Below are 23,990 nucleotides of genomic sequence, written 5' to 3'. Positions count from 1 at the left end.
AAGCTTTTACACATTTAAAATATCATTTTTTCTTAATAAGCTTTTCCTGATCTTATTTGCATCTCGATATACATTTCGATTTTTTAAACTGGCAAAACGTTTTTTATCTACTTTTAGATAACCAAATTGCAATAGTAGCGCTCTGTATTTATGAAACCTCATTTCCATAAAGTACCACAACCGTTAGAATCATCGTTCAGTATCCGCCGTGATTCTTCCTTTGGATCGTTATGGCATTATCATCCTGAACTGGAATTACATTATCTTATTAAGGGTGAAGGCGTTCGCTTTATTGGTGATAATATCAGTAACTTTTCCGATGGTGAAATTGTGCTGCTGGGAGAGAACCTGCCGCATAAATGGCATTGCAGGGAAAGTTGTAATGGGCAATATGGCGTGGAAGCGATTGTGCTTCATTTTTCATCAAATTTTATGGGCAATGATATGCTGTCGTTACCGGAAGCCCGCCTGCTGCCCTTGCTTTTTGAAAAGGCAAAAATGGGGATGGTAATTACTAACCGGTCCCGTGATAGGCTTATTCCATTAATTGAAGCTGCATCAAAGGCGGAAGGCCTTGACCGGCTGATTGCTTTACTTTCTATCCTTAAGGTTTTATCTGAAACAAAAGACTATTGCCAGGTTACCAAAGAAACAAGTTTTTATCAGTCTAATAAATATGAAACGGAACGTTTGAACCTGGTATATAGCTACACGATGGCCAATTATTCACAACCCATCACTTTGGAGCAGATAGCAGCCATCAGTAATCTTACAACAACTTCATTTTGCCGCTATTTTAAATTAATGACCAATAAAACCTATTACGATTTTCTTACCGAGATCCGCATTAGCCATGCCTGTCATTTTTTAATAGAAGATAAAATGTCTGTTGACCAGATTGCAGACAGGTGCGGGTTCTATAATATTTCTAATTTTTACCGGCAATTTAAAAAAGTAATTGGCATAACACCTTTAACTTATAAACGGGAGTACCTGATGAACTAAAAGTGCAATAAAAGTTTTCTTTTATTGAATAAGCCTTTTTAGATCATTGTATTTGCTCATTATGAAATTGAACTGATGGCTAACGCTTCACTGAGAAGATGATATTCATCATAGAGGCGGTCCACTTTATCTTTTACGGCTGAAGTAAAAGCTTCCGTACTGGTTCTTGAAAAAGTGGAAATATTTAATCCGCGTTTTTGAAGATAATATTTAGCAACTACAGGATAAGCATAATGAATAACTTCCATGTTGTCAGTTAAAAATTGTTGTGCTTTATTTACGTTTCCGGTAGCGTTAATGTTGTCAAAGTGATTGCACAACCACACAATCAGTTCAGGAAAAAAATTACCCTGAATGCACGAAAGACCTGCTGCCCCGGCTTTTAAAGAAGCTACGGCATTTACCGCATAAGCATCATATAACCCGAATGTATCAATGCCGCTTGTTACTTTCAATTTCTCTTTTACCATTTCTATATCAAGACAAGTGTCTTTGTGGTATATAATTCTGCCGGTAGCTACAAATTTTTCAAGTTGCTCTGCCGACAATAATCTTTTATACGGCTCAGGGCATTCGTAAAATCCAAGCGGTATTTCGCCGGTAAGATCGAATAGTTCAAAAACCCGCCCATCAAAAACTTCATTGCTTTCATTCTCTCCAGCAATAAGGCTTGTAATTATAATAACAGCTTTAACGCCGGTGTCAAAGATATTTCTTACAAAACCGGCCTGCGCGGCTATTGTTGTTCCAAAATTGCCAACCGCCACTACGGGTACTTTTCCACCAGCAACTTTTATTGTATGCTTTACAATCTGCAATTTTTCTTCATCGCTTAAATGAAATGTTTCACTGGACTGGCAATTGGCAAATAACCCCTTTGCACCTGCCTGCATATAAAATTCTGTTAGCATGGTAAGGCCGTCAAAATCAATTCTTCCATCATCTTTAAATGGGGTTAACATAACAGGTATGAACTTTCGTTCAGCATTTTCTTTCATTGAATGTTTTTTTGTCTTTGCGTTTTTAAAAGGCCAGGACAGTGGAATTTTCGATTGCTTTTTTAATTAAGGATTAGCAATTGCTTGCTTCTCACAAAATAAAACACTAAGAAGGGGTTTTCTTTTCCTAATCTTATCAATCAAGTGTAGCATCTTGTCATAAGTGTTCAAAAAATTTCTGAAGCCAAAAAATTGAAAGTATTTTTCGGAACTTTTTACAACGCCATATAAATAACTATACATTTTAAAATTGAGGCCGTTGTTAAGTTAAGCGTTAGTTGTCGGTGGTGAATAGCGGTGGTTTTCTGTAAACGGGGCTTTTACTCACAACAGCCATTCACTGCTCATTTAAATGCGACTATTGACATAACATTACTACTATTAATTATGCTACTCAACAGAAATTTTATAAAATGAAACCGAGCATGATAATTTTTTCTCACACAGGACAACATGAGCGGGGTTCCATGAGACAACTAAAAAAAACAAACTTGTACGAATGAAAAGAACATTTTTTTTAAAGCAAACAAGCCTTCTTTTTTTTGTATTCTTTATACAATACAATTGTTTTTCAAACGCTTTAATTGCCGGAAAAATGAAAACCATTAATCAATTGGATTCTCTTCCGCTTAAAGGTTTTCTTTTTGGAGACGACCAGTCTTATCCTGAATGCCATGCTTCCACTATCATCCATTTAAAAAGCGGCGCATTTATGGCAGCATGGTTTGGTGGTACGGAAGAAAAAAATGATGATGTTGGTATATGGATGACGACAGGAAGGCCCGGCGCATGGGGCAAAACATTTGAAGTGGCAAAAATTAATAATACACCGCATTGGAACCCGGTTTTATTCCAGTCGCCGGAAGGAAGGATTTATCTTTTCTTCAAAGCCGGGAAAGAAATTCCTCAATGGGAAACCTGGTTAAAGACTTCAGACGATGAAGGTAAAACATGGTCAGAGGCTACGGAATTGGTTAAAGGCGATCATGGCGGCCGCGGCCCTGTTCGAAATAAGATGATCATATTGTCCAATGGTACATGGCTTGCCGGTGCTTCTAATGAGCAAGGTATGTGGAATGCTTTTTTCGACCGCAGCCAAGATGAAGGCAAAACATGGGAAGCTACACCGTACCTGCAGCTTGATCGCAAAGAAATAACAGGCAAAGGAATTATACAACCCACGCTCTGGGAATCAGCGCCGGGACAGGTACACGCACTGCTGAGAAGTACGTCAGGCATAATATGCCGCAGCGATTCCAAAGATTATGGCAAAACATGGTCGCCAGTTTATAAAACTTCTTTGCCTAATCCCAACAGTGGTATTGATGTGGCTAAACTATCGGATGGCACACTGGTATTGGCCTATAATCCAACAACAAAAAACTGGGGTTCACGGGGTAAACTGGCGCTTGCAATTTCATTTGATAATGGCAAAACATGGCCGAAAAAAATAGATTTAGAAAACGGTAAGCCGGATGAAGAATTTTCCTATCCGGCCATTATTAGTTTTAATGACAGCATTGCCGTAACGTACACTTTTAACCGGAAAAAAATTGCTTATTGGATGGCCACGAAAGAATGGATATTGAAAAATGCAAAGTGAGTGGTGAGGGTGAGTGGCAGTTGTGGGTAGTAATCGCATGTTTAAAGCACTTTAATCAATATTCACCATTAACAACTCGCCGAATGATAAATATTATGAAAAATAAAAAAATTTATCCGTGGGTAGTGGTTATGCTTTTGTGGGGCGTAGCGCTATTGAATTATATGGACCGGCAGATGCTTGCTACCATGAAGCCAGCTATGATGACGACTTTTGCCGAGCTGGAAAGTGCTGCCAACTTTGGCAGGCTGATGGCAATTTTTCTTTGGATATATGCTTTCATGAGCCCCGTTTCAGGATTAATAGCAGACAGGATAAACAGGAAATGGTTAATTACAGGCAGTTTGTTTGTATGGTCTGCCGTTACTATGCTAATGGGATTTTGTACAGAATTTAATCAACTGTATATTTTGCGGGGTATCATGGGTATTAGCGAGGCTTTTTATATGCCTGCAGGCCTGGCTGTGATAGCCGATTATCATGAAGGAAAAACCAGGTCGCTGGCTATCGGAATCCACATGACCGGGATTTACCTGGGACAGGCTTTCGGTGGTTTCGGGGCCATTTTTGCCACTAATTTTTCATGGGAAACCACCTTTCATGTATTTGGGTTTATTGGGATTGCTTACAGCTTAATCTTAATATTTTTTTTAAAAGAAAAACGTGGCAGCCAGGATGAAAAACATGCCGGCCAAACTTTTTTTCGGGAGGTTGGATCAGCTTTAAAAGGTATGGGCACTTTATTAAAAACCATAACCTTCTGGGTGATCTTATTTTATTTTGCCGCACCAAGTTTTCCGGGGTGGGCAGCTAAGAATTGGCTGCCTACACTTATATCCACATCCCTTGATATTAACATGGACTATGCCGGGCCCATTGCAACAATAACTTTATCGCTCTCTTCTTTGATAGGCGTATTGGGTGGCGGAATTATTTCCGACAGGTGGGTGCAACGTAATTTACGGGGCAGGATTTATACCGGCGTTATTGGTCTCGGATTAACTATACCATCGTTATTATTAATTGGATTGGGTGGAAACATTGTTCCTGTTATAATTGGCGCCATTGGTTTTGGCTTTGGCTTCGGTATGTTTGATGTGAACAATATGCCCGTCCTCTGCCAGTTTGCATCACCGCGCCATCGCGCTACGGGCTATGGATTAATGAACCTTGTTGGAATATCATCAGGCGCATTCATAACAAACTTCCTTGGCGAATCAGCAGATTCAGGAACGCTGGGCCGGGATTTTGCTATTCTTGGCCTTGTGGTGCTGGCAGCTATCATTTTGGTACTTACGGTATTAAAGCCTAAGTATGTAAATAAAGTGCATCCGGGATAAGAAATTATAATAATGAAGATGTTTGCAAATCAGGCAGGAACTTACGCCGCCATGTTGAGGTAACGAGACATCTCCAAAATTTAAGCTGGTTGAATGCTAAGAGATTTCTTCTATCGTCGAAATGACGCTTGAAGAACTTCCTGTTTTGCCAATCACTTCAATTTCATAACATGCAATCTCAACATTTTTATCCCGAATTCACGTTAAATAAATTGTAGATTGATAAGAAGGCCTTGGTAATATTCCGGAAGTTATTTACACCACTTCACGAACCCCGATAGCTTTGTTTTTTACAACCATTCCCGATACCAATATAGCAGAGATAATAAACACATTAAACACAAACAGGTCTCCAATGATTACCTGGCTTAACGAATGCTGACTGTTAAAGATAAATTCACCGCCTGCAATCATTCTTATTACAGCTACTGCGGTGGTAGACCATACCAATATCAAAAACATTGATTGTAGAACAAATGGTTTTCTTTGAAATAGAGCAACCAACACACTAACGATAAATGAAGGAACGGTTGTGATTATGAAAAACAATGGCAGAGACTGTAATCCGGGGAAAAGACGATCATCGGTAACAAGATCGATCATGCAGTGGCAAAAGGTTAATGTAACTGCAATTTGAAAGCCGAGGTATGGCCAACACAGCGCTATAAGAATTAACATGCAGCCAATAAATAAATAACTGGTAAGTACCCTTCCTGTTGTGGCAATAGATGCATAAAATATTCCATTGCGGCCATTAATTGTTTCCAGGTACGATTCAAATAACTGCATGACCACATAAATAAATACTCCAATAAACAAAGCAGCAATCAATTCAATGAAAAATGACTTACTGATCTTTGTTTCCATCTTTGGATAAGTGCCAGCGTTTATATTCCTGCATTTCCATGCTGCAAAACCAAGAAAGCCGCCCAATAAAAACCCAAATGAAAACTCCATCATCTTCCACCAGTCAACAACCAAAAGCCGGGCGCCATATTTAGCTCCTACCGTAATCCAAAGCGAACCAAACCCAAAGCCTAATGCACCTCCAAGCAAACCATACCATACAAAGTGTAAGATGATCCTGAAATCCATGGCTGTTATTTTTGTTCTCAGGTAAATTAATAACCCGGCTGAAGCAAACAATAACCCTGCCCATGATTCCTTTCGTGGTTGATTGAACGGGTCTGAAAAATATATGATTTTAGGATCGTTAATTAATTTCAGGCCTATCACAAAACCAATTAAAAATATCAGAAAACCAGTAATAATGGTTTTGACTTTAATGCGCTCATGCACTAATCCCAAACCAATAAATAATCCGCTGCTTAATCCCCAAACACCACCTTTAACACTGGTGCCTGTAAAGCCCCACCAAACCGTGTCAGTGTCTCTAAGAAAACCAATGGTTTGCCCGTAAGTCATTTCACCACCCATCGCTGTTCCGGCAGTTCCGAAAACCACTGCTATTGCAGCAAACAAAAGCGGTACATCAAGCAACATGCAAATAGCGATCATAACCATGGCACCGGGAATCATGGCGCCATAAGGCCCTCCGCCAATAAATCCGCGTAAACCCCAGCCTAACAGCATCGATACAGCAGGAAATAAAATGAAGAACAACCGCGAAGGCTTATGTTTAATTGAGGTACTGCGCTGCGCGGCTACTGTCGCTTCCAATGCATTCATTTTTTTAATTTGAAGTTGTAGATGAAGTATAACCTAATCTGTTGCACGATTAGTAAAGTGAACTAATAAAGGGCTTTAAGATCGCTCAGGAGATTCCCACTTTCGTGGGAATGACGTGTGAGAAGTTTATGAGCTTCTTGCCTGTTTAGAAGGCAAGTGTAAAACACAACCATTTAAACGTCATGCCCAGCTTGACTGGGCATCTCATCAAGCTAAAAACTTAACCTTATAATTCAATCGCACAACCTATTAATCTATAACAGCGTTATCTTTTCCCTTGGCTTTTCAGGTATTTTATCAGCTTTTCAGGATGATCTGTTTGTAATCCATCTGCCCCCTGCTTCAATGCCTGTTTCCACGTTGCCGGCCCTTCATCCTCACGCTGCACATCGAGCCACACTGCGATTTTTCTTTTATGCACGAGGTTAACCAAATTAACAGTATATGCATTATCCACTACATCCAAATGTTTTGCGGCCAGGAAATTATTCAGTTGAAGGATGTCCGCATTTTCCGGAAGGCTTGACATGAGTGGAACCTGCGGCGCAACCTTTTTCCATTGTTCATATTGTTCTTCTTTATTCAAATAAACCACCACATTGTTTTGCATCCCGTAGTCTTTTAATAACCTGTATGTTTTCTTCACATCAGCATCTTTAAAATCCAGATAAATATTAATTCTTCCTTTACATACATTCAATACATCGGCAAACTCAGGAATGTGATAAGCTGCAGTATCTCCTTTAACAACAGGTTTTATTTCCAGGTCTTTGATGTCATTATAATTCAAATCTTTTACCTGCCCTTGCATTCCTGTCATCCTGGAAACAGCTGCATCATGCATAATAACCAGGTGGCCATCTTTGGTAGTGCGCAGGTCTGTTTCTATATAATCCACACCTTCTTTTATAGCGTTTTCATAAGCAGCCAATGTGTTTTCAGGAACGTTTAAATGGCTTCCGCGATGTGCTATTACAACTAATGCATGCTTCGTTTTTGGCAAAGGCGTTGATTGCCGTATATAGCTGTTTTGGTTAATGATATTGTATGCGCTTACAATGCAGGTAAACAGGAAAGTGAATAGTATAATTAAAAGTTTTCTCACAAATAAAATGAGGTTTTATGAATTGTCAATTTCCCGGTATCAATGCAGGGTTTACAACAACGTATTTTATAGATTCCAATTTTTCCTGCTGCTGGTAAGAATACGTTATGTGCAGCATTCCATCAGCAGCCTGCAGCATGGAAGGATATGAAAAACTTCCTTCACCTTTTTTAACCTGTTCAAGATGTGTTTTCCAGTTCCATGTTTTTCCTTCATCATCAGATAAATACAGGCTTATTTGATAACGCCCATCATCAATATCATTGCCAATAAATGCCCATCTTCCATCGCTAAGCTTTAATACCTGCACGCTGGCGGTATTGGGAATTTCTGTTTTTTGCGCTGCTGTCCAGGTTCTTCCTGTATCAACAGACTCACTTACCTGAACCCTTGGTGGCGTATCGCCATTATCGCGCATATACGATACAATCGTTCCATCTTTTTTTTGAATCAAAGAAGGCTGCACATTGCCTCTTCCAACTATTGGCAGGCTGGGTTGCCAGTTTGTTCCGTCATCATCAGAAATGGCAACCAGTGAAAAATTAAAACCATCGGAATACAGCGGAAGCAATATTTTATTTTCTCCTAAAAGCAATGGTTTAATTCTTGTCATCCAGCCAATGCTTCGTTTGCCTTCATCTTTAGCAGCATCAATGATCATTTTATCATATTCAGGAGCATAAGCTGCCCAAGCCGATGTGCCGTTAGGTAAATCTTTAAATTTAGATGTTGCTTCTTTTGCAAAATTCTCATTTGGTTTTAATAGAATATTATCCTGCCAGTTCCATACAGGCGCTCCATTCTTATTATAATCAATGGATGTTTTGTATTTAAGAATTGAATATTCCCAACGGTTGGCCTGCACCGCTATCCAAACGAGGAATAATTTATTTTGATGATTAAGAAAGAGCACGGGGTTACAATCCGGGATATTGTAGGTATCAGCCATGAGGAATGGTTTACTCCATACAGCCTCACCTTTTTTTAAACGTGCCCCCATAATTTTTACATCATCGGCGGTTCGTTCCCCACTGCCTTCAAACCACGCTGCAAGAAAATCACCATTGGGGAGATTCACTATGGAGCTGCCATGCGTGTGCAAAGGCTGGGGCGGAAAAATAAGCATGCTTTTAACCATAGCATTTAAGGTTGCAGTTTGACTGTATGCAATGCCATTTATCAATAAAACCAATACGAATAAAAGTTTGAATTTTTTCATTGATAATTATTTTGATTTACCTGTGCAGGCCCCGTTCCCGTAAATATTTTAAAAGGTTTGCCGGATAGTCTGTTTGAATTACGTTCACGGCTTTCATTTGTAAGAGGCTGTCGTAGCCCGAATTCTTCTTCGTTTTTTCAAGGTCATCAAATTTACCTAAAGCATTTAACCACACACGAACATTCTGGCTCCTGATTTGCCCCATCAATGTATGGTTATAAAAACCTGGATCAACATGTATAACCGGCACTTTGTAGTTTTTTAAAATGTCCAGAACATCTTCCTTCCTGTAAGCACGGGGCATTACTGCAATTGAATTGTCAATGCTGTCCACCGTAGAAGTATAGCGGTAATCATACACAAAAAACAGCACCTGTTTTTGCATGCCTGTTTCGCGAATAATTTTGCAAACATTTATTGCATCTTCAAGAGAGTCTAATTTAAAATCAATATCAACCATGATGTGATCTTTTGCCGCCCGCAGCGCACTTTCAAATGTTGGAATTCTTTCGCTGGTTGCTTGCCCGTTTTGCAATAATGGTATTTGTTTCAATTCATCAAAAGTGTAACTGCTCACTTCACCTTTACTTGAAGTAATGCGGTCGATATTTTTGTCGTGCGATAATACATACACACCATCTTTGGTTTTGCGAACATCGAGTTCTATGATATCTGCACCTGTTTTTATGGCCTTCCTTATGGCTGCCAGCGAATTCTCAGGATCAACCAAATGTGCCGACCGGTGGGCTGTAACCATCACATGTTCCGGGTGGTGATAGAACTCGTTTAATATGGTATCAACGCGTGTGTTTTGAGCAAGTAAGGGCTGGAGCAGGGCCATGGAAACCAGGCTGGACAATATGATGCGAAGAAGCTTGTTTAATTTCATCTTTAATAAATTAATTTGGTTTATCATTTTCTTATTAACGTAAGTTCAGACAAGTATAAAAGAGGCAGATGTTATGAAATGGAAAACTGATTGCAAAACATACACCTCTTTGAACGTCATTTCGACGATAGGAGAAATCTCTTAACATTCAGCCAGCCTACATTTCATGAAAATCATTACCCCGGCATTACGATGCAAATTCCTGCTCAATTAGCAAACCTCTTCACTATTAAGTTCTCATCCCTGCACTTACGTTATTATAAGTCATCTATTCTCCCTGCTTAATAAAAGCAATTAAATCAGCCATCTGTTGCTTATCAATTTTTTTTTCAAAATCATTCAGCATAGGTGACACCTCTAATGTTTTGAGTGATCTTATATCCTTTTTTGCAATGGTTATTTTTACACCGCCCTGCTTGTTCACAACAATAGCATTGGATGTTTGCGAAACTATAATCCCTTGCTGCATCGATCCATCATTCAACACTATGTTCCATAATTCGTAACCATGAGAAATTGAAAGATTTGGATCCAGGATATTAATCATAATATTCTCCGGGTTCCAGCTTTGAACTGTGCCAAGGTCAGGGCCAAAAGCAGTGCCCATTTTACCCCTTAGCTGGTGGCATGCCAGGCAATTGGTTATGCAAACCGCCTTTCCTTTGTTGGCATCGCCTTTCAATTTAAGTGCGACTTGATATTCTTTTATTACCAGGCTACGGTCTTCTTTCTTTCCTGATAACAATGTCCTGGCATATGCTTTAAGAGAATCCGGAATATCCCGCATAAGAACCACTGTTACAGGCCAGCCTAATTCCGCTTTTGTTATTGTTCCGTTTGAAATGTTTTGAAGCAACAGGGAAATGCGGGGCACGGAGAAAGGTTCAGTAATAAATGTATTAAGCGCGTCTTCTTTTATGCCGGGAAATAAGGATGCCCAGTTTTTTAATATAAATGTTGAAACTGTTGTATCCGGAATTTTGCTTAAGGCACGTATGGCAGCCACCTGTATATCCCTTGGCGCATCCGGTGTAATTAAGCTTTCTAAAAATGCAGCTTCCTGTTTAGGATTTTGAAGTGCCATAAGATTAACAGCCTCTGTTCTTATATCCGGTGACATGTTTTTATCAGCCGCAATTTTTTTAGCTTCCTGCATTACAATGGGCTCCGGCGAACTATCGGCAATCCCAATATTTTCCAGCATGATCCGGGCATTTCTTCTGATGTTTACATCAGGATGATGAAGGCAAACATCAATCAATAATTTCCGCTCTGATTTTAAACCATCAGGAACTGAGCTTCTGTTTTTAAGACCTTCTGCAAGCCCTTCCAATAAAGGTGCTTTCCAGGTCATTGCTACTCCGGCGGCTGGTTCAACGGCTCTCTGTAAATATGAATGTATTGTTTTGAAATCCTTATTTGCCCCGATCACAGTTCCAAGACGCGTTACCAGCGAAGCATAAGCAGGAACTGCAGGATCGAATTTTTTTAGCACACCTTCCAGCATAGCATCACTTTGTGATGATGAAGCGCTTAATGCAGCTACCTGTACCCATTTATCATTAATATCTTTAAACAAAAGTTCCTGCCTTGCCGCACCTGCTTCCGGGGTGTTTAAATAACCCAGCGTGCACAATAACTGGTATCTCACTTTATCATTAGTATCTGACTTTAAAGCAATCAATTCAGGCGCCAGTTCAGGCGATGTATGAAGATGAAGTTCCGCCAACTGAATTGCATTTTCACGTACACCGGGTTCCGGGTCCTGCAATGCCTTCGCAATTAATTCCGGCGTTAATTTATTCATGCCCTCTAATGTCCACAACGCGTGTAAGCGGCCTAAAGATTTTGTGTTTTGCGCCATCTTAACCAAATAAGGAACCACCATGTCATGATTTCTATCTATCAATAATCGTTGCGCATTGCGCCTCCACCAGATATTAGGGCTGGAAAGTTTTTCAACTAATTGTATATCGGAAGAATCGTTCAGGTTTAGATGAGAAGTCCAACTCGCAGGAGCTGCGTCTGTTGCGCTTATACGATAGATGCGGCCTTTATCACGGCCATTATAAAGTTTACCGGATTCTATATCAGATTTCGACATCCATTCCGGATGTTCAATAATTTCCCTGTAATAATCCACTACATACAACGCTCCGTCCGGGCCGATGTACATGTTTACAGGCCGAAACCATGCATCGGTAGAAGCCAAAAACTCCTGGTGTTCAAAAATCCGGCTTGCAGTAAAAGAAGCGCCTTTATCTTTTAGGCGATCGGCGTGCACCAGGTTACTTACAGGTTCACATACAAAGGTAATGTCATGATTAAACTTATCAGGGAAAGCACCTCCCTGGTAAGTTGTAATACCGCAGGCGGAAGTAATCACACCCACATCAGTCAGCAATTGATGTTCCGGATTTTTGGTAACCGGAAACACATCGCAGGCATCTCCGTGATCAGAAAGAGATTCCGTAGCATCGCCAACAATTTGATCGGGATTGCGTTTGAGATAACGGTTTGCTATTACTTCCTGATAAATATGATTGGCATTATATACCAGGAAATGATGCCCCCAATCATCAAAACTTTGCCCGAACTGGGTGGAACCTGAAGTTTCTTCCAGTGCATGCATATCAGGCTTAAAGCGCACAATACGTCCCTGTGCGTTTACCGGCAAGCGGGCGCCGTTAGGATCGTCGGGGAAAAAAATATCTCTGCCCTTATCTCCGAATATTTTTTGATAAGTGTTTGATTCTTCAACGCCTTCATGTGCGAGATAAATCCAATTGTCTAAGCCATATAAGGGACGATTAACAAGATATTGCGGGTTCGTTAAAGCAAACCCCGTAAGCATCACCTTTCTTATGTCAGCCTTGCCATCACCGTTTGTATCTTCCAGGTAATACACATTTGGAGGATCCGTTACAATAATGCCTTTTTTCCAGCGCATCACACCGGTAGGAAGTACAAGCGTATCAGCAAATACAGTTCGTGTATCCATCTTTCCATCTCCATCCGTATCGCTCAGCATAATTATTTTACCGGAGTTACTCACGTTTAATGGGTAACCATGCATTTCCACCACATACATGAGGCCTTCTTCATCTATAGTCATATCAACTGGATCAGAGACCATAGGCTCGGCGGCCACTAATTCAATCTTAAATCCGGCTGGCAGTTTAAATGTAGAAAGTGCTTTTTCGGCAGCTTCGCCGGAAGGAGAGGAGGGCTGATGCCCGCAGCCTGCCGTAATTAATACAAGCAGCCATGCGGGCCATCCAATACAATTATTGAATTTATTCTTCATCATCAAAAAATATATTTTTCGAAGCATTATTTCACATTCGTTTCATTGCCTGTTACACCATCCGGGTAAGCTGATCCCTTCCTTTCTTTTCTTCTTCTATTTTTTAATTGTAAATGAATCAATCACTTTATTGTCAGCATTTGTTGCCGTAAAGCTTAATGTGTTTCCTTCAATTTTTACATACTGATAGAGGTCTCCGTTAAAATTTCTCAGCACTGCATACGGCTCTTCAGGATGGGTTTCGGGTTTTGTTGGAATGGCTACAGACTCCACATAAGCCGTGCCTTCGTTGTAAGAACCAACAACTTTTCCTCCCTTCATGGGCTTGGTGCGCATATAGTAATGGATATGACCATTCATTACCATATCAACATGATATTTGTCGAAGAGCGGTATCCATGCTGCCTGTATATCAGGGTAAGGTTCATCCCAGTTGTAGGGCGCAAAATGGAACATGGCAAACTTCCAGGTGGCATCGGTTTTAGCAAGCTGATCTTCTATCCATGCTTTTTGTGAATCTATCGGAGCTGTAGATTCAATCATCAGGAACAAGGCATTTTTATACCTGAACGAATACGTATGTTCAGGTTGAACACCAGCCGGTGCATTTTTGGGATAGCTGAACAGATCGCGGTACATCCACGCGCCTAATCCCTGGTGGGTGTCATGGTTACCAATTACCGCCATCAAAGGCTTCCTGCAAATAACATCTTTACTGAATTGAAAAAGGTCATCCCATTGATCGCGATGCAAGCCTTCGCTAACCATGTCGCCGGCTATGGAATAAAATGCTGCATCAGGATGAGATTGATCAGCAAGATTATAAAGCTTAGTTATTGTGGGAGAGTGGTGCGTGTCACCAGTCCAGACAAAAGAAAATGAACTATCCTGTGCCGGGGTTGAAAACGTATATTTTTCGTTCCAGTTGGTTTGTGGCGGAATCTGATATTCGTAGGTTGTACCTGGCTTTAAGTTTTTTAATTTAGCTGTAAAACGGTTAATAAACCTGTCATTCATAAGATCACGATCTTCCATCCTGTATTTTTCTGCAGCAACCGACTGCACTGTATCTGAACCTTTTTCCCGGTAGTTGATTTTTCCTGTATCAACGGTAGTATCTGTTCTCCACTGGACATCAATGCTGGTTGCGGGATCATCACTCCAGGTCAGCATAACCTGGTCAGGCGTAGAAGAAGAGGGATACGCTGTTTTACGAAATGCCCCGATCAAATGCGATTCTGTTCCCCTTCCCCTGATCGTTGTTAGCAGCTTTTGGCCTTTCATATCGCCCGGCACATTTATCAACACCAGTTCCGTCCAGTCGTGGTAAGTAAATGCACTATCCTGAAGTATTTCTACATATTGGTCTGCCGGGAAGAAATTACTTAATTCAAGTTGATCATTTTTATTTTGAGGGGCCACTGAAACAAAATAATGCAGCATATAATCTTCGAAACCATTTACGCCCAAACCTATATGACCTTTATCAAAATTTTTCTGCCACACCTCATACGTAACCTCTTCATTTTTCATGGTTTTGCTGGTCTTTACAAACCCGGTGGGAGCCAACCAAAACGGCACCGTTTTTTGTTGTGTGCTTCTCATAACAGACACTACAACCGGCACATTCACATCGAACATCCAGTGCCTGGTTGCCAACACCTCTTTTTCATTGTCATTAAACAAAGCCATAACCTGGTCATTGGTCAGTGAATCCAATTGTTTTTCAGTCATGGTTTTGTAGAGTTTGGTAACGGTTTCATCCATCACATCCTTTACTGTTTGTTCCCCGGTATTTTTATCAGCACAGGAATTGAATGTTATTACAACAAACAGAATCAGAATATTTAAAAGCTTTGAAAATTTACTTGCCAATTGATATTATTTTTTATGATTTACCCAGTGTTATGTGAGCAAACTATGTCGTTCAGTTGTGAATGAATACACGTTCCCTCTATTTTACCGGTGCACTGATCACTCCAAGGTACCGGCCTATCCAATAAGGTAGCAGCCAGATATCGCCTGCGCTATATTCAGACCTGCCTCCATCGCCATCGTCCAGGTCAAACCTATTGGAATTATGACGGCTGATGCCCAGCTCATCCGGTGGCAAAACTTCCGTAGTGGTTTGCTTCCTGAAGTTGGGGGCCACCAATTCGATGTCTTTTCGCTGGCTGTTCTTAACGGTCCAGTTTACTAAATCGAGGGGATAATTCTGCAGGTACCAGATAGCTTCATTCAGATCAAAATCTTTTGTTCCGGTTAATGCTGTCATGATATTCCACAAGCCTTCTTTCTCCGGGCGTTCACGCTGCCAGTGATCAATGATAGCTTTTTTGAAATCGGCTTTTAGCGTATCATTTAGTGCATAGCGATACAATCCCCAGTAACCACAGTAATACATTTCGTCATCGGAATGGTTCCAGCCATCAGATAATTCCTTGCTCAATTCATCGGCATCATCCGGCGCATGGCCAATTTCTGCCATTGGCCGCATCAGGTTTTTCAAATATCCCTTTTCGTTCAACAGGTAAAAAGCGGCTTGTTTGTACTTCTCTTTTTTAGTGAAATAATAGGCTGTTTGCAGCATGGCAATAATGTTGGATGAATTGATCTTACGGTCGCCCACATTTTCCGGGCGGGCATTTACATAATCAGGATGCCACCTGCCCCACCGGGTTGGTTTGCCGTCCCAGTCTATCATATAAAAATCATTTTTGACAATAGTTGACATCAGTGTATCGATCAACATAATAGCTTTATTACGGATGTCATTTTCATGCACCAGTTCTGCAATTGCACCCAGGGCAAAAATGTGACCGATGGCTTCATCGCTGCTGGTGGTTGATTTCCAGTCCCACTCGGGGTCATCGGCCCTGCGCCAGGCCGGATCATGATATTTATAACCGCGCCTTTCAAACGACCTTGATGGAAATCCCGGAACAGGATTAATAGTATAGAGGCGTTCAATCGCATCCAGCGATTCCCGTACATTTTGCAATGCATCAGGTGATTGGGTAACGGCATATCGAAATGTTTCGCCGGCCAGGTACATGGAAGTCCATAAACCATCATTATCCGAATCTTCCATGCTCCCGGTGGTTACATCACCATCCTTCATATTTGAAACGGTGGCATTAAAACCAAGCCGGATATGCCGGTTTCGTACCTGTTTTTCATAAAACATCGCTTTATCATGCAAAGACATTTCTTTAAAATAAATTTGACCCAGTCCTTTAGTAGTTAATACAAGTACGGAATTGTCAGGGCCTTTTGCAATGCTGATCACCGTATCAGAAGGCAGCCAGCGTTTGGATGCGTAATAATTGAACTTTCCATCTTTGCGCAATTGCATGGCGCCCCATGTTGAGCCAAACCAGAGCGTACCATCAACATTGCTGATAGTGGTCAAATCGGGCCAGGGCATTTTTGTATGAATAGTGCCGGTTTGTTTTTTTGTTTTTGCATCAATTTCAAAATAACCGTCAGTTGTGCCTACGAACAGTTTTTCATTGGCGGGTTCAATACAGGTAAGATTATTTCCGCTGACTACTTTCGTCAGCGTTTTATTTGCGGGAGAAAAATTGCTGATGGATTCATTGCCCAGGATCCAGAAGATATTATTTGCTGTGTCAAACCTGATGTCTTTTATCGCTTCGCCTGGAAGATTACCTGCCCATAAATTTTTAGAATCTTTCAGTAGCGCCAGGTTTTTACCATCCGAAATAAGAAAAGTAAAATCTTTACCCCCGGCAAAAATTTTGGCGCCGGGCGTGGCATGCTTTGAGAATAACTTTGCTGCCCAGGCATTGCTTAATAACGCCTGCGTATCTATGTAAACCAACTGGTCGCGGTAAGTCCCGATGCCTGCGATTTTTTTATCAGAAGTTTGCTTGTCCTGTTCATCAGTTACAAGTGTTCCGGGAAAAAGTAACTGGCCGGCGCGTGTACGCAGTAATCCTTTTGACGATAGTACCTGGATGTAACCGTTTCTGTCTGAAACAACTTTCAGCAATTTTGCATCGTTATCTGTATTCAGGAATTTGATGCTATAGTCTTGCAAAAAAACATTATCAGCGTATTGCGTAGCCTGGCTTTTTGATAAAAATGATGTTAGAATAAAAGAAATGAAAAGAAAAATAGCCTGTTGATTTTTTCGATACATCATTACTGATTTAGTTTAATTTTTTAATGCCGGGCGTTCAGGGCTTAATACCTTGTTTTCAGCTTTTAAACCTGGTTGATTATTTCAGGTAATACCAGGCAGTGGCTTTTTAATTGAGAATTATAATGCGCTGCGAAAAAGGTTGTTTAATATAATTAAACCCGTCTGCTGAGCACACCCGAATAAAGGGAAGCTGCTTATCTTTTTTAAATTCCCTGCGGTTTTGAATAAAGCAAGCCAAAAAAGCTTACAGCGCTACCGGAGGCAGCGGCTTTAAGAATATATTTTTAGCATAATGATTATAGAATAAGCAATGCGGATTGCGTTAAGAAAACGATTCGCATTGCTTGTTTAATAATACTATTGCAGCAGCCACATTTTTGAATACTGATCGTCAACCTGGGGCGATAAACCGGCAACGCCTTCATTATATGCATCTACGTTTTGCCCTAATTCATTTGCGGGATAACGGTAACGCAAAGGAAACTCGTAACCGCTTAAATAGCCGTTTTTAAATATATCAGGTAGTTTGGTGCGCCTGATATCAAGATAAGTTTCCGCAGATACAAAAAATAACCCAAGCCATTTTTGATCGGCAATTTTGGCGAGTTTGCCAGCCTGGTCTGCCGGTAAAGCAATACTTGGCTGAGCCAGGTAAGTATTTATATCCGCTTCTGATATTCCCCACCGCTCCATGGAAAATCGAATTCCGTTGCGATAATAAGTATCTGCACTTCCTGTTATCATGCCTTTTGCAGCCGCTTCTGCCAGAATAAACTGCAACTCATCGCTGTTCATTATCATGGCTTTTAACAGCGGGTGGCTGTTTTGCCTGAACAACTGGGAGAATTTAGATACTTTAAAATTACCATACGCGCCGCCGAGGGCAGTGTTCCAGTGGGCGTTGCCATTTTTCCAGTCTCCCGGCATACCGGCAACAAAACCCACATATAGTTTGTTGGAATCCAGCAAAATATCGGGTGTTAAGTATTGCGCCATTTCAGGATTGGAACGATCTATCAGCTCCCAGGTGGAAGTATAGGTAAAACCATTTGGATCTGTTGTATTAACCGTAACGCCGTTAAGTGCAGGATTACTTGTCCATGGATTTTCAACAGGCGCAATCCAAACTTTTAACCGGGGGTCGTTTAATTCCGTTAATTTATCTACAAGTGTTTTGCAAGGCCTTCTCCTGTCAAACTCAGTACCGCCATTATCATTTAAAGTACCTCCCTGCCAGGAGTTTTCCGCAGTTGTGCCAATATAGGAAATAGATACATTATCATCTGCAGTAGTAAAAACAGGCGTAGCGGAAGCATTTTGTATAATGGCTGCAATTTGCTGCCCTGCATCGGGTATTTTATTGGAAGCCCGCATTAATAAGCGGATCTTAAGTGAATTGGCAAATTCCTGCCATTGCAATTTATTTCCCTTAAACACAAGGTCATAAGTGGAGGAAATAGCCTCAGTACCATTCGCTATCATGGTATTGGCATCATCAAGCTCTTTGAGCAGGCCTGTATAAATATCTGCCTGTTTATCATATTTTGGATATAAAATCCCTTCCCGCGCTTTAAGCGCCTGTGAGTAGTAAACGTCGCCATAATAGTCAGTCATAAAAGAAAACAACAGCACCCTGAATGTGGTAAAAATCCCTTTATGCACCATCGATCCCCGTTTGTCTGCCAGCCCGATGGCCCCGTCAACCAGCTTCAGGATATTCATAGCAGCATACATATCATCCAATGGCTGTTTAAAGCCGGAGTAGTAGTTGTCGCTGCCCTGGTAATTTCTTTCAATATACTGAACAGCGCCGGGGAGCCTGCTGGCTTCGTAGCCCATATTCTGGTAAAAAAGAGCAGTTTGTTTAATTACAGATGACAGGAGATAAGCATCATTAACATCTTCCACAGCATCTAATTGTTGCAGGCTGTCGGAAGTCCTCAATGCATCTTTACTGCAGGAAGCAACTGAAGCCATTAAAACAATTGCAAGAACTTTTATTGAAAATGATTTCATAATGTAATTTTTATGATTAACACCGCAGATTAAAAATTAACGCCGAGTTTTATTCCATAAGAGCGGATACTTGGCAATGTGGCACGAAGAATTCCCTGATTAGTGCCCACCCCGCTAAATGCCGATTCGGGATCTTCATGCCGGCCTGACTTATTCCACTGGAAAATATTTCTTCCAATTAATGAAAGTGTTAAGTTATTCATCTTATACTTGCTGATTAGTTTATCAGGCAGGGTATAAGCAATTGAAATTTCCCTTAGTTTAAAGTTCGTTGCATCATAAGTGCGGGTAGAAGAAAAATTCCAGATCACATCCCCGTAACTGTTATAGGGATATTGATAAAAAGTGTTGTTCTTATCTGCACCATTAACAATATAATCTTCATCCTTGGCATCGGCCGGGTCGCCGGTATAATCTGGATTAACGAATACGCCTTTTGCATAACTGGCGTCATCTACTTCGTCTGTGCGCTGCCCGTCATTGTTATTATTAATAGCCTCGTATTGGCTCGATCCTGCGGCAGGCCAGGGCAGGCCACCCAATGATGCATCACGCCCGCCTTCCCAGTAGGGATTATTGGTTCCTTTTGTGCCAAAGGTTGTTTTCACCCTTCCGTTTGATTCAAGGTATTGTTGGTTTACAGAAATATATTGTCCTCCTTTACGAAGACTGCCCACTATGTTAATTGAAAACCGTTTGTACCTTAAAGTTGTATTAAGGCCCAATATAAAATCCGGGTTGAAATTGGCTAACTGCCTGCGGTCGGCATTATCGGGACTGTTTTGAAATTCACCCCCTTCTCCGTCCAATAAAGGCATGCCTTTATATTTACCGGTTTTCACCCTCAGTATGGCATTTTGTTCATAAATATTTCCGATTTCCTCGCCTTTGGCAATCTTCACAACTGTTTTGCCATCATAATTGGCGAAGATGTATCCGTTAGGGGCAAACTTGTCTGACAGCTTTGTAATGGTGGCTTTGTAATGTGTAAAGCTGGCGGAAACGTCCCAGTTCCAGTTTTTAGATCTTACAGGTGTTACAGTTAAGCCCCATTCGTAACCCTTGCTTGTAACATTACCAATATTGGTTAGCAGCCCGGTATAACCCGTTCCCGGTACCAATGGAATATTATCAAGCTGGTTTTTTTGTACTTTTTCGAAATAAGTAAAATCAAATTTTATACGGTTTTTAAGCATCCAGATATCTGCTCCCAGCTCCGTTGTAATAGAATGCTGGGGTTTTATATCCGGGTCCACCAGGGCTGCATTCAGCACCACCGTTTTTGCTGCGCCCCAATCACTCGTTTCAAAGGAATAGGTATCTACAGACCTTTGTTTTAATAATCCATTTCCCACATCTGCCACGGCCAGCCTGCCTTTCAAAAGATTAAAAATTTCGGGTAACTTAAATGTTTCGGAGGCTATCCAGCTAAGCGATGCTGACGGGTAGAAATAATTGATTTTTTGCTCTGCATAAGCGCCATTAAAATCTTCCCTGCCGGTAACATCTAAAAACAACTGGTTGTTATATCCTACAGTAGCAAGCGCGTAAGCACTAAATCCCTGGGTTATATTATACGGTGCATTGGCGCCGCTGGTAATAGACAAAGTGCCGGGTGCTGCATTGGCAAGCGTAAACAGGGCAGGGGTGCTGAGATCGCCGGCTGTTGCTTCCATGCTGGAAGTATTTGAGTAAGCATAATTGCCTCCCACAGAAGCTGATAAAGAGAATTTTTTGAAATTATTGCTATAGGTTAAAATAACATCGGAACTTGTTTGCAGGTTAGCGTTGCTGCCCTGAACAAATTGCCCGTATTTATCGCTTCTCGATCCCCATGATTTCCTGAGTTCATAGTTCTCTTTTACATTATCCATGCCGGTGCGTAATAACAGCGAAAAAGCTTTTCCCATTTGCCAGTCTAATTGCACTTTACCAAAATAATTATCCCTTGTAAAACGGTGCAGATATTCGTAAGTGGTAAACCAGGGGTTGTCGTTTGCCACGCCTCCATCAATATCCATAATGGAGCCATTTTGCAAACTTCCCTCAAACCCTGTGAGCCAGTAATTGTGCATTTCTGAAAGTGGCTGCAGGTTATTGGGAAAATTAAAAAGCAAAGAGTTTAATACGCTGTTTGATCCTACGCTGTTTTGTTTATTTGGCGAATAAGTATGAAAATAGTTGGCGCTTACCGAAATTCTTACATTGTTGGTTATTCTGTACTCTGTATTGAGGTTAAACGATTTTTGATTGGTTTTTGTATTCGGCATCACGCCCTCGTTCCCCATGTTGGACATTGAAAAGCGAAATGATCCTTTAGTGTAATTACCAAAAACGCTTATACTGTTGGTAATCGTGTTTCCTGTTCGAAGGTAGGCTTTCACCCGGTCTTCATTGGAGGATATTTGCGGGCCGTTTGCCCATTGCTGCGCTTTTACATCCCAGTAATCTGCTGTAAATGACCCATCGGTAGGAGGCCCCCATGTATCGGTATTATCATATTGCCATTCGTAAATCCGTTCGCCCTGCCCGTATTGCATTTGTTCAGCTATAAACTGGTAAGGCTGGTCTGCAAGCGCAGAGAGATTATATGATACTCCAAGCCCTTTTTGGCCGCCTCTTCCAGACTTTGTAGTAATCATCACTACGCCATTACCGCCCTGTGCGCCATAAAGTGCGCCTGCGCTACCTCCTTTAAGAATGGAAACAGAAGCGATGTCTTCAGGATTTAATTGAGAAAGAATATTTCCAAAATCAACCCCGTCTTTCGACGTAAATGTTTGAGTGCCTACCGGTATCCCGTCAATCACATACAGCGGTTGCGACCTGGAAGATACGTCAGCGCCGCTGCTTATTGAAGGCATTGTTGTTGTGCCACGAATATTTACCATTACGGAGGAAGTAGGGTCGCTGCTAAGGTTAGTAAGGTTTACACCGCTTACCTTACCATCCAGGGATTTCAGCACGTTTGGATTAGCTGCTTTAACCAGGTCTTCGGAATTAATATCGCTCACGGAATAGCCTAACGATCTTTTCTGCCTTGAAATGCCAAGGGCGGTCACTACTACATCATCTAAAGAAGAAACTTCAGGGCTTAATGTAATGTCGAGATGCAGTTGGTCGCCCACCTTTACGGTAAAAGGTTTATATCCTACATAGCTAAACCTTAATTCAGCAGAAGGCGGTACCGATATTGAAAAGTTTCCTAAATTATCTGTGCTTACGCCTGACGTTTGCCCCACTACAGATACCGATACGCCTTCTAAAGGGTTACCTTTTTCGTCTTTTACCGTTCCGGTTATTCTCACATCATTTACCTCCAATTTCGTTTTCTTTTCTGCAGGCGGTCTCATGGTTTTGCCGGTCTTAAACCTGTAATTCCCACTATAAGAAAAACCTTCCAGGGGAATATAAATAAGCGCAACCATGATAAGGAGGGAAATACATCTTAACTTAAACAGGATGCGGTCATTTTTAAAAAATTGATGCAAAGGGAAAGATTTCATCGTTAAGCATTTTTAGTTTGTAGAATTTTTAATTAACAGAGAGCTAATAAAACAGCGTTGGTAATTTCGGCAATTGTTTAAATCAAAGTAAAAGCTAAGGCTCTAAATCCCAAACGAAAATAGATTATATGCCTGTTAACTTTATATTGATTGTTACCAAATCATTGTACCATCTTATCATGTTAATTTGAGGGTGGAATTCAGCCGCCCGTCCCGGGCTTAACATGTACTGCATAACCGGTTTTGAAAGCTTTGGGTTATGCTGCTTTAATTCACATTAAACTGTTTGATGAATTCAACGGCACTATCAAAAGAAATTAACAGCTAAAGACGGGCAGTCGCATATAATTTATAACATATTTATTAAACCCATAAGCATGTTTAAAATTATTTAAGATAGCTGCGGCATCATGCAAGGCATATTTTTTTTCTGTTATTAATAGTTTACGGCCGCCCTTATCTTTTTATAATAGTTATGGAGAAGGTGGTTGATAGTGCGCTATATTTATTAAAAGGCTAATTTGCGATGATATAAATACATTGACGGCGTTTGGCACATACTGACATAAATATCTGGCAATCGTTCTTAAGTGGTGATAAATTTTCATTTGAAGAATTAATGAAAACTTATTACGAAGTTCTTTTCAACTATGGTTCAAAGTACGCAGGAGATAAAGAGCTTATAAAGGATTGTATTCAGGAATTATTCATTGGCCTATGGACCAGGCGGCATAATCTTAGCCAGGATGTAAATCCTAAAGCATACCTTATAGCCTCTTTCAGAAGATCCTTACACAGAAAGATACAATCTGAAAAGAAAATATTGCAGGCAGGGGAAGTACCCGGCAACTTTGATTTCGAATTATCAATTGAAGAAAGAATAATTTACAACGAAAACGATAAGCTACTGGCCTATAAATTAAAAGAATTAATTGAAGCCCTGCCCGAGCGGCAAAAAGAAGTAATATACCTTAAATTTTTTGTGGGATTGAACCGTGATGAAATTGCCGAAATTATGGGTAACAAGCCACAAACTGTTTCCAATCTTTTACAAATAGCTTTTAAAACACTAAGGATAGAATTGAAAGATATGTCCGTTGTTAAGATTGCACTAATGATTACAGCCTTTTGTTTTAAATAGCTGT

The 23,990-nt window shown here is 40.8% G+C and carries 14 protein-coding genes; 4 read left to right on the top strand and 10 right to left on the bottom strand.

Features of this window, described 5'->3' with window-relative positions; translation table 11 throughout:
* Positions 1–150: 150 nt before the first annotated feature.
* The gene (locus ACTHN6_RS09045) at positions 151–1,005 is read left to right on the top strand and encodes an AraC family transcriptional regulator (protein ID WP_440435428.1); all 855 of its coding nucleotides are present in this window, start codon (positions 151–153) and stop codon (positions 1,003–1,005) included.
* Between the two features lie 59 nt (positions 1,006–1,064).
* Here ACTHN6_RS09045 and ACTHN6_RS09040 read toward each other — a convergent pair whose 3' ends face one another.
* Positions 1,065–2,003 carry a dihydrodipicolinate synthase family protein gene (locus tag ACTHN6_RS09040; RefSeq protein WP_440435427.1) on the bottom strand — a complete coding sequence of 313 codons (939 nt, stop codon included), beginning with the start codon at positions 2,001–2,003 and terminating at the stop codon, positions 1,065–1,067.
* A gap of 499 nt (positions 2,004–2,502) precedes the next feature.
* Here ACTHN6_RS09040 and ACTHN6_RS09035 point away from each other — a divergent pair, with 499 nt between their 5' ends.
* A complete protein-coding gene (locus ACTHN6_RS09035) occupies positions 2,503–3,606 on the top strand; it encodes a sialidase family protein (protein ID WP_440435426.1) in 1,104 nt (367 codons plus the stop codon).
* 95 nt (positions 3,607–3,701) lie between these two features.
* Complete coding sequence (locus tag ACTHN6_RS09030; RefSeq protein WP_440435425.1) at positions 3,702–4,946, top strand: MFS transporter; 1,245 nt, start codon at positions 3,702–3,704, stop codon at positions 4,944–4,946.
* A gap of 255 nt (positions 4,947–5,201) precedes the next feature.
* Here the strand turns inward: ACTHN6_RS09030 and ACTHN6_RS09025 are convergent, their stop codons facing one another.
* The 9 genes from ACTHN6_RS09025 to ACTHN6_RS08985 form a co-directional block, all read right to left on the bottom strand.
* Positions 5,202–6,635: a hypothetical protein gene (locus ACTHN6_RS09025; protein WP_440435424.1), complete on the bottom strand. Its 1,434-nt coding sequence runs from the start codon at positions 6,633–6,635 to the stop codon at positions 5,202–5,204.
* 265 nt (positions 6,636–6,900) lie between these two features.
* Positions 6,901–7,740, bottom strand: coding sequence for a glycerophosphodiester phosphodiesterase family protein (locus tag ACTHN6_RS09020; RefSeq protein WP_440435423.1), 840 nt, complete (start codon positions 7,738–7,740; stop codon positions 6,901–6,903).
* 25 nt (positions 7,741–7,765) lie between these two features.
* Positions 7,766–8,959 (bottom strand): sialidase family protein, encoded by a 1,194-nt coding sequence (locus ACTHN6_RS09015; protein WP_440435422.1) that lies wholly within the window; start codon positions 8,957–8,959, stop codon positions 7,766–7,768.
* A 16-nt stretch (positions 8,960–8,975) separates the two neighbouring features.
* Entirely contained in the window at positions 8,976–9,848 is an 873-nt protein-coding gene (locus ACTHN6_RS09010; protein ID WP_440435421.1) for a glycerophosphodiester phosphodiesterase family protein, read from the bottom strand.
* 268 nt (positions 9,849–10,116) lie between these two features.
* The gene (locus ACTHN6_RS09005) at positions 10,117–13,158 is read right to left on the bottom strand and encodes a PVC-type heme-binding CxxCH protein (protein WP_440435420.1); all 3,042 of its coding nucleotides are present in this window, start codon (positions 13,156–13,158) and stop codon (positions 10,117–10,119) included.
* A 93-nt stretch (positions 13,159–13,251) separates the two neighbouring features.
* Entirely contained in the window at positions 13,252–15,030 is a 1,779-nt protein-coding gene (locus ACTHN6_RS09000; protein WP_440435419.1) for a fibronectin type III domain-containing protein, read from the bottom strand.
* A 79-nt stretch (positions 15,031–15,109) separates the two neighbouring features.
* Positions 15,110–17,323, bottom strand: a complete 2,214-nt coding sequence (locus ACTHN6_RS08995) for a hypothetical protein (protein WP_440435418.1) — start codon at positions 17,321–17,323, stop codon at positions 15,110–15,112.
* A gap of 357 nt (positions 17,324–17,680) precedes the next feature.
* Positions 17,681–19,339 carry a SusD/RagB family nutrient-binding outer membrane lipoprotein gene (locus ACTHN6_RS08990; RefSeq protein WP_440435417.1) on the bottom strand — a complete coding sequence of 553 codons (1,659 nt, stop codon included), beginning with the start codon at positions 19,337–19,339 and terminating at the stop codon, positions 17,681–17,683.
* 29 nt (positions 19,340–19,368) lie between these two features.
* Positions 19,369–22,845 carry a SusC/RagA family TonB-linked outer membrane protein gene (locus ACTHN6_RS08985; RefSeq protein WP_440435416.1) on the bottom strand — a complete coding sequence of 1,159 codons (3,477 nt, stop codon included), beginning with the start codon at positions 22,843–22,845 and terminating at the stop codon, positions 19,369–19,371.
* A gap of 550 nt (positions 22,846–23,395) precedes the next feature.
* On the opposite strand from ACTHN6_RS08985, the gene ACTHN6_RS08980 reads away from it, so the two are divergent.
* Positions 23,396–23,986, top strand: coding sequence for an RNA polymerase sigma factor (locus tag ACTHN6_RS08980; protein WP_440435415.1), 591 nt, complete (start codon positions 23,396–23,398; stop codon positions 23,984–23,986).
* Positions 23,987–23,990: the final 4 nt, after the last annotated feature.

It is taken from the genome of Parafilimonas sp. (assembly GCF_051953455.1).
GTDB lineage: Bacteria > Bacteroidota > Bacteroidia > Chitinophagales > Chitinophagaceae > Parafilimonas.
The sequence above is the reverse complement of the archived record's forward strand: the minus strand, read 5'-3'. Positions and strand labels throughout refer to the sequence as shown.